Origin of the sequence: Streptomyces sp. SID12488 (genome assembly GCF_010548275.1) — a bacterium.
Lineage (GTDB): Bacteria > Actinomycetota > Actinomycetes > Streptomycetales > Streptomycetaceae > Streptomyces.
This window is the reverse complement of record NZ_JAAGLT010000033.1, coordinates 45,601-58,867: the sequence shown is the minus strand read 5'-3', so window position 1 is coordinate 58,867 and position 13,267 is coordinate 45,601. Positions and strand designations below refer to the sequence as shown.

Below are 13,267 nucleotides of genomic sequence, written 5' to 3'. Positions count from 1 at the left end.
GAACCGACCGATCCGAGGAGCCCGTTCCCCATGACAGTCTCCAGACGTCTCTTCGTCACGGCAGCCGCCGCGATCGTCGCCTCCAGGGGCACCTCAGCCGCCCTGGCCGCCCCAGGTCGGGCCGCGCCTTCGATCGCGGAGGAGCCGAACTGGCGTATCCCCGTCAGCTCCAGCGACTCCGCCGAGGTCCTCGTCCGCAAGGCCTCCCAAGTCCGGCCCACCGCACGGCAGATCGCCTGGCAGCGGCTGGAGAGGACCGCGTTCCTGCACTTCGGCGTCAACACCTTCACCGGCCTGGAATGGGGCACCGGCGACGAGGACCCGGAGGTCTTCCAGCCGGCCGGCCTCGACACCGACCAGTGGGCGCGGGCCCTGCGCGACGGCGGCTTCAGGCTCGCCATCCTCACCGTCAAGCATCACGACGGCTTTGTCCTCTACCCCTCCCGCTACACCGACCACTCGGTGGCATCGAGCAGTTGGCGCGGCGGGCAGGGCGACGTACTGCGTTCCTTCGCCGACTCCATGCGGCGGTACGGGCTGAAGGTCGGCGTGTACATCTCGCCGGCCGACGAGAACCAGTACCTCCACGGCGTGTACGCCAACGGCAGCCCGCGCACCGAGCACACCATCCCGACCCCGGTCGCTGACGACGACCGTCCGGACGGCCCGACGTTCACGTTCCCCGCCACCGACTACGGCGCCCATATGCTCGACCAGCTCTACGAGGTCCTCACCGAGTACGGACCCGTCGACGAGGTCTGGTTCGACGGCGCCCAGGGGCGCATCCCGCCGGACAAGGTCGAGAAGTACGACTGGGACAGCTGGTACACCCTTGTTCGCACCCTCGCCCCGGACGCCGCTGTCGCCGTCTCCGGCCCCGATGTCCGCTGGGTCGGCAACGAGGGCGGGCTGGCGCGCGAGAACGAGTGGAGCGTCGTACCGGTCACCGAGAAGGACTACGGGAAGACCGACTTCGCGCTCTCGTACGACGCCGCGGACATGGGCGGCCGGGACGCGCTCGTCGCGGCTCGTGACATCGCCGACTACGTGCAGTGGTGGCCGGCCGAGTGCGATGTGTCGATCCGGGACGGCTGGTTCTACCACGCGGACCAACAGCCCAAGACCGTCGACCAGTTGACCGAGATCTACTTCGGCTCGGTCGGCCGCAACGCCGTCCTCCTGCTCAATGTCCCGCCGGACACGGACGGCCTGCTCGCCGCTTCCGACGTGACCAGGCTGCGGGAGTTCCGGGAGCGCGTCGACCGGGAACTGCCGGCCGACCTGACCGTCGGGGCCATGGTCACCCGGAGTCCGGGTGTCGTCACCGTCGACCTCGGCAGGGAGCGCGAGGTGGACCGGGTCCGGCTGGCGGAGGACATCCGGCACGGGCAGCAGGTCGAGGCCTTCGTCGTCGAGGCGTTCGCCGGGGGCCGCTGGACCCGGGTGGCGGGGGCGGGCACGGTCGGCGCGAGCCGGATCCTGCTGCTGGCGGCTCCTGTCCGGGCCCGGCGGTGGCGGGTGCGGGTGACACGGGCCCGCGCGGAGGTGCCGATCGCGGAGTTCGGGCTGTACCGGTCGGCGGCGGGCTGACGTCCGAGGGCGGGACCCTCAGGACGCGCGGGACGCGCGGGGCTGTGACGCGGCTCCACCGGGCGGGCGCGATCAGCCCCCACCGGCCCGCAGCCACATCACGGCCCTACCGCGGAACGTCAGGCTGGCCCCGCAGCCACTGTTCCACCTCGCCGACGTGGGCCGCGGCTGCCGCCCGGGCCGCCTCCGGGTCGTGGGCGACGAGCGCGCGGTGGATCGCCGCGTGCTCACGGCGGGTGCGGGCGAAGGCGCCTTCCTCCTGGTAGGCGCGCCAGACGCGGGCGCGGAACGTACGTGAGGAGAGCCCCTCCAAAATCGCCGCCATGCTGTCATTGCCGGCCGCGGCGGTGATCTCGCGATGGAAGGCCAGGTCGTGGGCGAGGATCTCCTCGGGATCGTCGGTGGCGTTCATCGCCGTGAGGTGTTTCTCCACCTCCGCGAGCTGGTCCGGGGTGATCCGGGCGGCGGCCAGCGCGGCCGCCGTCGACTCCAGGATGCGCCGGACCTCGAGCAGCTCGGCCAGCTGAGGGCCGCGCGACAGGTCCGCGACCACACCGAAGGTCTCCAGCAGATCGCCGGCCTCCAGCTGGGTCACGTAGATGCCCGAGCCGTGCCGGGCCTCCAGTACGCCCATCACGGTGAGCGCCCGGATCGCCTCCCGCATCGAGCTGCGCGAGATACCCAGCCGCGCGGCGAGATCGCGCTCGGTGGGCAGCCGCTCACCCGGTTCCAGCCGGCCCTCGCCGATCAGTGCCTTGATCTGGTCGATGGCGCGCTGCGTCACGGTGCCCTTCTGCGGGGCGGCCTCGCTGTTCCTGGCCGGGATCTCGTCCACGCCGTGTCCTCCTGTCGCCGGGTCCGCCGCAGTCTAACCAGAGGGTTGGTCGGACCACTACGGCCCGAATCTAGGAAAATTTGGCTCTGTGGGGTGTTCCAACCCGGAAGTGGTCTGATAAATATGCGGCATCCGCTCGATCACGCTCAACGAGGAGCTACCAGATGTTCGACCGAACAATGGGGACACCGAAGAAGCGCGGCAGAGCGCGGAGCCTCGGTGTGGTGGCGCTGGCCGCCTGTACCGGCCTGGTGCTCAGCGCCTGCGGCAGCACCAAGGACACCGTCTCCTCGGACGGTGGCGGCGACGGTACGGGCAAGGTCGGAGTGATCCTGCCGCTGCTGACCTCGCCGTTCTGGCAGTCGTACAACGACTACGTGCCGAAGATGGCGAAGTCCGAGGGCGTCGACGCGCTGAAGACCGTCAACTCCAACAGCGACCCCTCGCAGCAGATCACCGACATCAACAACCAGCTCAACCAGGGCGTGAAGGGCCTGGTGGTCGCGCCGCTGGACAGCGCCGCCATCGAGGCCGGCCTCGACCAGGCCGAGCGCAAGGGCGTGCCCGTGGTGGCCGTCGACGTGGCGCCCGAGAAGGGCAAGGTCGCCATGGTCGTACGCGCCAACAACGTCGCGTACGGCGAGCAGGCCTGCGACTACCTCGGCAAGCACATCACCTCGGGCAAGGTGGTCCAGATCATGGGCGATCTCGCGTCGGTGAACGGCCGGGACCGGTCGGAGGCGTTCCGGGCCTGTGTGAAGGAGAAGTTCCCGAAGCTCAAGGTGCTGGAGATCCCGGCCAAGTGGGAGTCGGACGCCGCGGCCTCCAAGCTCGACACGCTCCTCAACGCCAACCCGGACATCAAGGGCATCTACATGCAGGCCGGTGGCGTCTACCTCGCGCCCACGCTGCAGACCCTGAAGTCCAAGGGGATGCTGAAGAAGACGGGCGAGGCCGGTCATATCGCGATCGTCTCGAACGACGGCATCCCGCAGGAGTTCGACGCCATCCGCAAGGGCGAGATCGACGCGACCGTCTCGCAGCCCGCCGACCTCTACGCCAAGTACGGCATGTACTACATCAAGGCGGCGATGGCCGGGAAGACGTTCAAGCCGGGTCCCACCGACCACGACTCCGAGATCGTCAAGCTGCCCAGCGGCATCCTGGAGGACCAGCTGCCCGCGCCCCTGGTCACCAAGGAGAACGTCGACGACCCCAACCTCTGGGGCAACTCGGTCGGATGAGCAGCCAGCAACGGGAAAACCCGGACACCTCTCTCGTACCGCTTGTCGAGGCACACGGCATCGCCAAGCGGTACGGTCCGACCACCGCGCTCCAGGACGGCCAACTCACCGTCCTGGCCGGTGAGTCGCACGCGCTCGTGGGCCGCAACGGCGCCGGAAAGTCCACCCTGGTCACCATCCTGACCGGTCTCCAGGCGCCTGACGAGGGCACGGTCCGCTTCGACGGCCGGCCCGCACCCCCGCTCACCGACCGCGACGCCTGGCGCTCCAAGGTGGCCTGCGTCTACCAGAAGCCCACGGTCGTCCCCGAGTTGACGGTCGCCGAGAACCTCTTCATCAACCGGCAGCCGACCGGCCGTGGCGGAGTCATCAGCTGGCGCCGGCTGCGTACCGAGGCCGCCGAACTCCTCGGGACCTGGGACGTACACGTCGACCCGGAGGCCCGCACCGCCGACCTCAAGGTCGAGGACCGCCAAATGGTGGAGATCGCACGGGCGTTGAGCTTCGGCGCCCGGTTCATCGTTCTCGACGAACCGACCGCCCAGCTCGACAGCCGGGAGATCGAGCGGCTCTTCACCCGGATGCGCGCACTCCAGGACTCCGGCGTCACCTTCCTGTTCATCTCGCACCACCTCCAGGAGGTGTACGAGGTGTGCCAGACGGTGACCGTCCTGCGCGACGCCCGCTGGATCACCACAGCCCCCGTCGCAGACCTCCCGCGCCAGGCCCTGATCGAGGCCATGGCCGGGGAGTCGATCGCCGAACAGGCCGTCACCCTCAAGGGAGTCGACCCGGGGCAGCCGGTGCTGCTGGCCGCCGAGGGGCTCACCTCACCGGCGTACGAGAACATCGACCTGACCGTTCGCCGCGGTGAGGTCGTCGGACTCGCCGGGTCCAGCGGCAGCGGCAAGATCGAGCTGGCCGAGTCCTTCGCCGGGCTGCACACCCCGACCGGTGGATCGGCCCGACTCGACGACAAGCGGCTGCCGTTCGGGGACGTGCAGGCGGCGCTGACGGCGGGCGTCGCCTGTGTGCCGCGCGACCGGCACGAACAGGGGCTGGTGTCCGGCATGACCGTCGGCGACAACGCCACCATGAGCGTCCTGCGCAGGCTCGGACGGTACGGATTCGTCTCCGGGAGCCGCAAACAGGACTTCGCCACCGCGCTCATCGAACGCCTCGACATCCACACCGAGGGCCCCGACCAGCCCGTCTCGGACCTGTCCGGCGGCAACGCGCAGAAGGTCGTCATGGCCCGCGCCCTCGCCTCCGACCCCAAACTGCTCGTCCTCATCAACCCCACCGCGGGCGTCGACGTGAAGTCCAAGGAGTCCCTCCTCGCGCGCATGGACAGCGCCCGCGAGGACGGCACCGCCGTGCTGGTCGTCTCCGACGAACTCGACGACCTGCGCCGCTGCGACCGAGTCCTCGTCCTCTTCCACGGCCGCGTCGTCGCCGAGCATCCGGCGGGCTGGCGCGACCACGAGCTGATCGCCTCCATCGAAGGAGTGGACCATGGCTACTGCGTCTCCCCGGGGGACGACCCCCGGACCCCCGGCCGAGGAGAGCGGGCCCAGGGTGACTGAGACACAGGCGTCGCCGCTCGCCTCCCTGCGGGCCCCGGACCCGCGTTCGGCCAAGACCGTACTGCTCCGCCGCGCCCGCGAACTCGCCCTAGTACCAGCCCTGTTGCTGCTCATGGTGCTCGGTACGGTGGTCAACGACTCGTTCCTCACCGAGCGCAACCTGATCTCGATCCTCGGTGCTTCCGCCGCACTCGCGATGGTCGTGCTGGCCGAGTCACTCGTCCTCATCACCGGCAAGTTCGACCTCTCCCTGGAATCGGTCGTCGGTATCGCCCCGGCCATCGGCGCGCTGCTGGTGCTGCCGGTGGCGCAGTCCGGGTGGGGAACCGAATTCCCCGCCGTACTCGCCCTGTTGGCGATCCTCGTCGTCGGCGGCCTGGTCGGCGCGTTCAACGGACTCCTGGTCGTCAAGCTCAAGCTCAACGCGTTCATCGTGACGCTCGCGATGCTGATCGTGCTGCGTGGACTGCTGGTCGGCTCGACCAAGGGCAAGACCCTGTTCGGCATGCCCGACTCCTTCTACTCCCTCGCCACCACCACCTTCCTGAACGTGCCCATGTCCGTGTGGGTGGCCGGGGCCTGCTTCGCCGTCGCCGGGCTCGTCCTCAAGTACCACCGCGTCGGCCGTGCCCTGTACGCGATCGGCGGCAACGCGGACGCGGCCCGGGCCGCCGGTATCCGGGTCGAACGGGTGATGCTCGGCGTGTTCGTCGTCGCCGGTGTCCTCGCGGCCGTCGGCGGGGTCATGCAGACCGGGTACGTCGGCGCGATCAGCGCCAACCAGGGCAACAACATGATCTTCACCGTGTTCGCGGCGGCCGTCATCGGCGGCATCAGCCTCGACGGCGGCAAGGGCACCATGTTCGGCGCCCTCACCGGCGTACTCCTGCTGGGCGTCGTCCAGAACCTGCTGACCCTGGCCCAGGTGCCGTCGTTCTGGATCCAGGCGATCTACGGCGGAATCATCCTCGTGGCGCTGATGATCGCGCGTGTGACGACGGGGCGTGCTCAGGACTAATGACCAAGAGCTCGGCTGGATATGTGGTTTGTCGCCTGCGGGCGGTGGGGGGCTGGTCGCGCCCCGCGGCGGAGCCGCTGATCGATACAGCCCCGCGCCACTTAGGAGCGCGACACCGCACCCGGCATTGAGCCGTCCCGAAAGCCATCTGTACCTCTGCCCCTGACCGAAAGGCACTCCGTGTCACCGACCTCCGCCCGCATCATCGCGGTCGACACCTACGACATCCGGTTCCCCACCTCGCGTGAGCTCGACGGCTCCGACGCGATGAACCCCGACCCCGACTACTCGGCGGCCTACGTCGTGCTGCGTACCGACGCGGCCGACGGGCACGAGGGGCATGGATTCACCTTCACCATCGGGCGGGGCAACGAGGTCCAGGTCGCCGCGATCGACGCGCTGCGCGGTCATGTGGTCGGCCGGTCCGTCAACGAGTTGTGCGCGAACCCGGGCACCCTGAACGGCGACCTGATCGGCGACAGCCAACTGCGCTGGCTCGGACCCGAGAAGGGCGTGATGCACATGGCGATCGGCGCGGTCGTCAACGCCGTATGGGATCTCGCCGCCAAGCGTGCGGGCCAGCCCTTGTGGCAGCTGCTCGCCGAGGCTGAACCCGAGTGGCTCGTCCAGCAGATCGACTTCCGCTACCTCACCGACGCGCTCACCCCCGAGGAGGCCCTCGACCTGCTGCGCCGGGGCCGGGAGGGCGCCGCCGAACGCACCGCCGAACTGCTGGCGAAGGGCTTCCCCGCCTACACCACCTCCGCCGGCTGGCTCGGCTACGACGACGAGAAGCTCACCCGGCTCGCCGCCGAGGCCGTCGCCGACGGCTTCAAGCAGATCAAGCTCAAGGTCGGAGCGGACCTCGAGGACGACATCCGCCGCTGTCGGGTCGCCCGCAGCGTCGTCGGGCCCGACATCCGTATGGCCATCGACGCCAACCAGCGCTGGGACGTCGACGAGGCGATCCGCTGGACCAAGGCCCTCGCCGAGTTCGACCCCTACTGGATCGAGGAGCCCACCAGCCCCGACGACATCCTCGGCCACGCGGCGATCCGCCGGGCGGTGGCCCCCGTCAAGGTCGCCACCGGCGAGCACGTCCAGAACCGTGTCGTCTTCAAGCAGCTCCTGCAGGCAGACGCCCTGGACATCGTGCAGATCGACGCGGCCCGAGTCGGAGGCGTCAACGAGAACCTCGCCATCCTGCTGCTCGCGACCAAGTTCGGCGTTCCCGTCTGCCCGCACGCGGGCGGCGTCGGCCTGTGCGAACTCGTCCAGCACCTGTCGATGTTCGACTATGTCGCCCTGGCCGGCACGACCGAGAACCGGGTCATCGAGTACGTCGATCATCTGCACGGCCACTTCCTCGACCCCGTGGTGATCAGGCAAGGTCATTACCTGGCACCGACCGCGCCGGGCTTCTCCGCGACCATGCGGCCGGAGTCCATCGCGGAGTTCACGTTCCCCGGCGGCGGCTTCTGGGCCGCCGACCTGGCTAAGGAGAAGGGGCAGGCCGCATGACCGACTTCGAGGGTCTCAAGGCGCTGGTCACGGGCGGCGCGTCCGGCATCGGCCGGGCCACCGCGGAACTGCTGGCGGCGCGCGGCGCACAGGTCGCCGTCCTCGACCTGGACCCGTCGTCGGTCGAGAAACCCCTGCTCGGCTACCGGGCCGACGTCACCGACGACGCGTCCGTACGGGAGGCGGTGGCCGCCGTCGTAGCCGACCTCGGCGGACTCGACATCGTCGTCAACAACGCCGGGATCGGCGCCCAGGGCACCGTCGAGGACAACGACGACGAGCAGTGGCACCGCGTCTTCGACGTCAACGTGCTCGGTATGGTCCGTGTCGCCCGCGCCGCGCTGCCGCACCTGCGGAACTCGGCGCACGCCGCCATCGTGAACACCTGCTCGATCGCGGCCACGGCCGGCCTGCCGCAGCGCGCCCTGTACAGCGCCACCAAGGGTGCCGTGTACTCGCTGACCCTGGCGATGGCCGCCGACCATGTCCGCGAGGGCGTCCGCGTGAACTGCGTCAACCCGGGCACCGCCGACACCCCGTGGGTCGGCCGCCTCCTCGACTCGGCCTCCGACCCCGCCGCCGAACGTGCCGCCCTGGAGGCTCGCCAGCCCTCCGGCCGTCTGGTCTCGGCCGCCGAAGTCGCGGGCGCCGTCGCCTACTTGGCGAGTCCGTTGTCCGGCGCGACCACCGGCACCTCGCTCGCCGTCGACGGCGGTATGCAGGGCCTGCGACTGCGTCCGGCGGCCCGGTGAACACCCCGGACAACACCCCTGCGGGTTTCCCGGTGTCTGTACCGGTGCCCATGCCGGTGCACGCGCTCGGCCGCAGTGGCGTCGAGGTCACCGGCCTGGGCTTCGGCGCCGCCGCCATCGGCAACCTCTTCACCGAGGTCACCGACGAGCAGGCGCACGACGCCGTGTCCGCCGCCTGGGGCGCGGGCATCCGCTACTTCGACACCGCGCCGCACTACGGCATCGGCCTCTCCGAACGCCGCCTCGGCGCGGCCCTGCGCGAGCACCCGCGGTCGGCGTACACGATCTCCACGAAGGTCGGCCGCCGCCTCGAACCCACCGAGTCCCCGGTCGGCGACGACCTCGCCGACGGCTTCGCGGTCCCCGCCACCCACCACCGGGTCTGGGACTTCAGCGCCGACGGCGTACGCCGAACCCTGGAGGCGAGCCTGGAGCGGCTCGGCGTCGACCATGTCGACGTCGTCTACCTCCACGACCCCGACGACCACGCCGAGGAGGCCTTCCGCGAGGCCTACCCGGCGCTGGAGAAGCTCCGCTCGGAACGCGTCGTGCGGGCGATCGGCGCGGGTATGAACCAGGCGGAGATGCTCACCCGCTTCGTCCGGGACACGGACGTCGACGTGGTCCTGTGCGCCGGCCGCTACACGCTCCTCGACCAGAGCGCGCTCACCGAACTGCTGCCCGCCGCCGTGGCGCGCGGTACCTCCGTGGTGATCGGCGGCGCCTTCAACTCCGGTCTGCTGGCCGACCCGAGGCCCGGAGCGACGTACAACTACGCGACGGCGCCGGGTGAGTTGCTGGACCGCGCCCTGCGCATGAAGGCTGCCGCCGACCGGCACGGCATCACCCTGCGGGCCGCCGCGCTCGCCTTCTGCGCGGCCCACCCGGCCGTCGCCGGAGTCCTCGTCGGCACCCGTTCGGCGGCCGAAGTCCGGGACTGCGCCCAGCAGTTCGCCACCCCCGTGCCCGAGGCCTTCTGGCAGGAACTCAGGGACACCGGCCTGCTGTCCACCGAAGAGCCGTCGGAGGAACCGTCATGAGAGTGGCCCTGCACACCAAGGTCCGCGCCGACCGCGTCGCCGAGTACGACGCCGCCCACCGCGAGGTCCCCGTCGAGCTGACCGACGCCATCCGTGCCGCCGGTGCCACCTCCTGGACGATCTGGCGCAGTGGCACCGACCTCTTCCACGTCCTGGAGTGCGCCGACTACGCCCTGCTCCTCGCCGAGTTGGAGAAACTGCCGGTCAACGTGGCCTGGCAGGCCCGGATGGCCGAACTCCTCGACGTGGTGCACGACTATTCCGCCGAGGGCACGGAGTCGGGCCTGCCGGTGGTCTGGGAGCTGCCGTGACGGTCGTCGACGCGCACCACCACATGTGGGACCTGTCGGTCCGGGACCAGGACTGGATCGCCGAGGACAGTCCACTGCGCCGGGACTTCACGGTGGAGGATCTCCGGCCTGAGGCACGCGCGGCCGGCGTCGACCGCACGATCCTCGTCCAGACGATCACCGTGCCCGAGGAGACCCCGGAGTTCCTGGCGCTCGCGGCGGAGCACGAACTGATCGCGGGCGTCGTCGGCTGGAGGGACCTGACCCGTTCCGATATCGCCGACGAGCTCGCCAGGCTGCGTGAACTCCCCGGCGGCGAGTACCTGAAGGGCATCCGCCACCAGGTCCAGGGCGAGCCGGATCCGGAGTGGCTGTTGCGCCCGGACGTACGCCGCGGCCTTGCCGCCGTCGCCGAAGCGGGCCTGGTGTACGACCTGGTCGTCCTTCCGCACCAGCTGCCCGCGTGCGTCAGGGCGGCCGAGTCGCTGCCGCAACTCACCTTCGTCCTGGACCACCTGGGCAAGCCGCCGGTCGCCTCCGGCGCGATGGAACCCTGGGCCTCGGACCTGCGCTTCCTGGCCGCCCTGCCCAACGTGGTGGGTAAGCTCTCCGGCCTGGTCACCGAGGCGGACCACGCCTCCTGGACGCCCGACGGCCTGCGCCCGTACGCGGACACGGCCCTGGACACCTTCGGTCCCGGCCGGCTGATGTTCGGCTCGGACTGGCCGGTGTGCACGCTCGCCGCGTCGTACGGCCAAGTGATCTCCCTGGCCGAGGAGTTGACCGCCTCCCTCGGCGCGGACGAACGCGAGCAGGTCTTCACGGGCACCGCGGCCCGCGTCTACGGACTCTGACCCGCCCTCCCTCTGGGTTTTCCCTCCGCCGTGACCGTGGGTGACCGTTCTCGGCTTGCGTTCGCCGAGCGGGTGACGCAGACAATGAGAGATGCACCGAACCCTTGTCACGGCCTGCGCACTCTCCGCGACTCTGCTCGTCGGCGGCTGGGACGGCGACCCGCCGGGCGAGGAGGTCGTGTCCCCGGACGACGTCGGAATCGGCACCGCCCAGGGCACCTGCGGCGACATCGGCCCCGACAGGGTCCCGGAGATCCCCGACCTCCCTGACGGCGGTGGCCTGATTCCCGACGAGACCACCACCGCCTACGGCTCCTATGTCCCGTACGACCCCTGCGAGGGCTTGGGGGAGTGAGAAACGCCCCGCAAAAGACGTCGGACAAGTCGAATAATCAGCCAAATGCTGACAGGGTGGGCCCATGGCTGATCGGGGAGCGAGCGCCCCGTCACTCCCGGACGAATGGCCCGCCCACCCGGACCCGGTTCTGGCGCTCAACCGCATGGGGACGTTCGACTGGGACCTGGACGCAGGCCTGTTCCACATGGACGCCCTGGCGCACGAGATCTTCGATCTGAGCCCCGACGAATACGACGGCCACCCGGAGAGCCTGGGCGTGCGGGTGCCCCGGATGGAGGGCCTGCGGCTCGATTCCGTCGTCGCCGAGGCGATGAAGGACGGCAGCGAGAACTACGGTGCCTACTTCCGTCTCCGCCGCCGCGACGGCGTCCTGCAGTGGACCCACACCCAGGGCTACATCCGCCGCGACGAGACAGGCCGCCCGCGCCGGATCATCGGCCTCGTCCGCGACGCCACGCAGGAGCTGCGGGACAGCCAGGCCCGTACCGAACAGGCCGCACAGGACGAGGTCCGGCGCCGCCAGACCAACGTCGTACAGGTCATCACGGCGGCCCTCGCGCACGCCCGCACCGTGGAGGACGTCATCGACGTCCTCACCGACTCCCACGACGTGCCCCACCTCGGGGCGGCAAGCCTGGTCATGGGTCTGGTGGAGGCCGGCCGCATCCGGCTGGTCGCCGAGGGCCCGGCGGGCGCCTCCGTGCCCGGCACCCGCATCACCCGTATCGACGAGCCCTACCCGATGGGCGACGTCGTACGGACCCTCAGCCCGCGTTTCATCGAGTCGCCGGAGGAGTTCGCGGACGGGTACCCGATCCTGTGGCCGCACCTCACCGACCTGAAGATCACCTCGGCCGCCTATCTGCCGCTCATCGCGCAGGCCCGGCCGATCGGCGCGATGGGCCTGCTCTACAACGACCGGTACGGCTTCTCGGCGGAGGACCGGGCCGTACTCGTCGCGCTCGGCACCAGCATCGCGCAGAGCCTCCAGCGGGCCATGCTGTTCGAGCAGGAAAAGGACCTCGCCCAGGGCCTCCAGCAGGCCATGCTGCCGCGCAGCATCCCGAATGTGCCGGGCGCCGACATCGCCGTCCGCTACCGCGCCGCCTCCTCCGGCGGTCAGCTCGGCCGGGACATCGGCGGCGACTGGTACGACGTGATCCCGCTGCCGGGCGGCCGGGTCGGCGCGGTCATCGGGGACGTACAGGGCCACGACACGCACGCGGCGGCCGTCATGGGCCAGCTGCGGATCGTCCTGAAGGCCTACGCGGCCGAGGGGCACCCGCCCGCCACGGTGATGGCCCGCGCCTCCGTCTTCCTGCACGAACTCGACACCGACCGCTTCGCGACCTGTCTGTACGCGGAGGCCGACCTGTCCACCGGGGTGGTCCAGGCGGTCCGCGCCGGCCACCTCGACCCGCTGGTGCGGCGCGCCGACGGCAGCTGCCGCCGCGTCCCGGTCGACGGCGGGCTGCCGCTCGGCCTCTCCGCCGAGTTCGGGCGCCTCACCTACCCGGTGACCACCCTCGAACTGGACCCCGGCGAGACCCTGGTGCTGTGCACGGACGGGCTCATCGAGCAGCCCGGCGCCGACCTCGACGACGGGCTGCGGACCCTCCGGGCGCTCATCGCAGCGGGCCCGGAGAGCGTCTGGGAACTCGCCGACTGCCTCATCGAGGTGGCCGACGAACGAAGCGGGGACGACGACGTGGCCCTGCTGCTCCTGCGCCGCCGGGGTCTGACCGCCGTACAGTCCGGCGGCCGGCTCCAGCAGCACGTCGGGCCCGCCGACCCCGACGCGCTGAGGGAGGCCCGGCACATGATCGGCGCGGCGGTCCGGGCCTGGGGCGCCCGCGAGCGTGCCGACGAGGTCGAACTGGTGGCCGACGAACTGATCACCAATGCCCTGATGCACACCGAGGGAGCGGCGGTCGTCACCCTGCGCGTGCTCAACGGCGCCGAACGCCGGCTGCGCGTCGAGGTCGAGGACTCCTCCAGCGCGTTGCCGCGCCGACGCGACGCGGGGGAGTCCGGGGTCTCCGGGCGCGGTCTGCTGCTGGTCGATCTCCTCACGGACGACTGGGGCGTCGAGGCGAGGGGCGGCGGCAAGGTCGTGTGGTGCGAGTTCGTGGTGCCGCCCAGGAGCTGAGCGCCGGGGCGCGCGGTGGCACTCTGGACG

At 70.6% G+C, this 13,267-nt stretch carries 12 protein-coding genes; 11 read left to right on the top strand and 1 reads right to left on the bottom strand.

Annotated elements, in window-relative coordinates:
• The first annotated feature begins 30 nt into the window (after window positions 1-30).
• A complete protein-coding gene (locus G3I56_RS35455) occupies window positions 31-1,590 on the top strand; it encodes an alpha-L-fucosidase (protein ID WP_164416356.1) in 1,560 nt (519 codons plus the stop codon).
• A 106-nt stretch (window positions 1,591-1,696) separates the two neighbouring features.
• Here the strand turns inward: G3I56_RS35455 and G3I56_RS35450 are convergent, their stop codons facing one another.
• Window positions 1,697-2,425, bottom strand: coding sequence for a FadR/GntR family transcriptional regulator (locus G3I56_RS35450; protein ID WP_343240147.1), 729 nt, complete (start codon window positions 2,423-2,425; stop codon window positions 1,697-1,699).
• Between the two features lie 164 nt (window positions 2,426-2,589).
• On the opposite strand from G3I56_RS35450, the gene G3I56_RS35445 reads away from it, so the two are divergent.
• From G3I56_RS35445 to G3I56_RS35400, 10 genes are all read left to right on the top strand, one after another.
• The gene (locus G3I56_RS35445; RefSeq protein WP_164416354.1) at window positions 2,590-3,669 is read left to right on the top strand and encodes a sugar ABC transporter substrate-binding protein; all 1,080 of its coding nucleotides are present in this window, start codon (window positions 2,590-2,592) and stop codon (window positions 3,667-3,669) included.
• Window positions 3,666-5,255: a sugar ABC transporter ATP-binding protein gene (locus tag G3I56_RS35440; RefSeq protein ID WP_164416352.1), complete on the top strand. Its 1,590-nt coding sequence runs from the start codon at window positions 3,666-3,668 to the stop codon at window positions 5,253-5,255. The genes G3I56_RS35445 and G3I56_RS35440 overlap by 4 nt, the downstream gene beginning before the upstream one ends.
• Window positions 5,248-6,273 (top strand): ABC transporter permease, encoded by a 1,026-nt coding sequence (locus tag G3I56_RS35435; RefSeq protein WP_164416350.1) that lies wholly within the window; start codon window positions 5,248-5,250, stop codon window positions 6,271-6,273. Before G3I56_RS35440 ends, G3I56_RS35435 begins: the two co-directional genes overlap by 8 nt.
• A gap of 180 nt (window positions 6,274-6,453) precedes the next feature.
• Window positions 6,454-7,794, top strand: coding sequence for an L-fuconate dehydratase (locus tag G3I56_RS35430; protein WP_164416348.1), 1,341 nt, complete (start codon window positions 6,454-6,456; stop codon window positions 7,792-7,794).
• On the top strand, window positions 7,791-8,546 hold the full coding sequence (locus G3I56_RS35425) for an SDR family oxidoreductase (protein WP_164416346.1): 756 nt from the start codon (window positions 7,791-7,793) through the stop codon (window positions 8,544-8,546). The genes G3I56_RS35430 and G3I56_RS35425 overlap by 4 nt, the downstream gene beginning before the upstream one ends.
• 56 nt (window positions 8,547-8,602) lie before the next feature.
• Complete coding sequence (locus G3I56_RS35420) at window positions 8,603-9,586, top strand: aldo/keto reductase (protein WP_164416424.1); 984 nt, start codon at window positions 8,603-8,605, stop codon at window positions 9,584-9,586.
• Window positions 9,583-9,897 carry an L-rhamnose mutarotase gene (locus G3I56_RS35415; RefSeq protein WP_164316911.1) on the top strand — a complete coding sequence of 105 codons (315 nt, stop codon included), beginning with the start codon at window positions 9,583-9,585 and terminating at the stop codon, window positions 9,895-9,897. The genes G3I56_RS35420 and G3I56_RS35415 overlap by 4 nt, the downstream gene beginning before the upstream one ends.
• The gene (locus G3I56_RS35410; protein ID WP_164416344.1) at window positions 9,894-10,730 is read left to right on the top strand and encodes an amidohydrolase family protein; all 837 of its coding nucleotides are present in this window, start codon (window positions 9,894-9,896) and stop codon (window positions 10,728-10,730) included. Before G3I56_RS35415 ends, G3I56_RS35410 begins: the two co-directional genes overlap by 4 nt.
• 91 nt (window positions 10,731-10,821) lie before the next feature.
• A complete protein-coding gene (locus G3I56_RS35405; RefSeq protein WP_164416263.1) occupies window positions 10,822-11,085 on the top strand; it encodes a hypothetical protein in 264 nt (87 codons plus the stop codon).
• 64 nt (window positions 11,086-11,149) lie between these two features.
• Window positions 11,150-13,237 (top strand): SpoIIE family protein phosphatase, encoded by a 2,088-nt coding sequence (locus tag G3I56_RS35400; RefSeq protein ID WP_164416342.1) that lies wholly within the window; start codon window positions 11,150-11,152, stop codon window positions 13,235-13,237.
• Window positions 13,238-13,267: the final 30 nt, after the last annotated feature.

Coding starts and splice junctions, on each gene's coding strand:
- G3I56_RS35400 (WP_164416342.1), top strand. CDS start 11,150: ATGGCTGATCGGGGAGCGAGCGCCCCGTCACTCCCGGACGAATGGCCC.
- G3I56_RS35445 (WP_164416354.1), top strand. CDS start 2,590: ATGTTCGACCGAACAATGGGGACACCGAAGAAGCGCGGCAGAGCGCGG.
- G3I56_RS35440 (WP_164416352.1), top strand. CDS start 3,666: ATGAGCAGCCAGCAACGGGAAAACCCGGACACCTCTCTCGTACCGCTT.
- G3I56_RS35405 (WP_164416263.1), top strand. CDS start 10,822: ATGCACCGAACCCTTGTCACGGCCTGCGCACTCTCCGCGACTCTGCTC.
- G3I56_RS35455 (WP_164416356.1), top strand. CDS start 31: ATGACAGTCTCCAGACGTCTCTTCGTCACGGCAGCCGCCGCGATCGTC.
- G3I56_RS35415 (WP_164316911.1), top strand. CDS start 9,583: ATGAGAGTGGCCCTGCACACCAAGGTCCGCGCCGACCGCGTCGCCGAG.
- G3I56_RS35425 (WP_164416346.1), top strand. CDS start 7,791: ATGACCGACTTCGAGGGTCTCAAGGCGCTGGTCACGGGCGGCGCGTCC.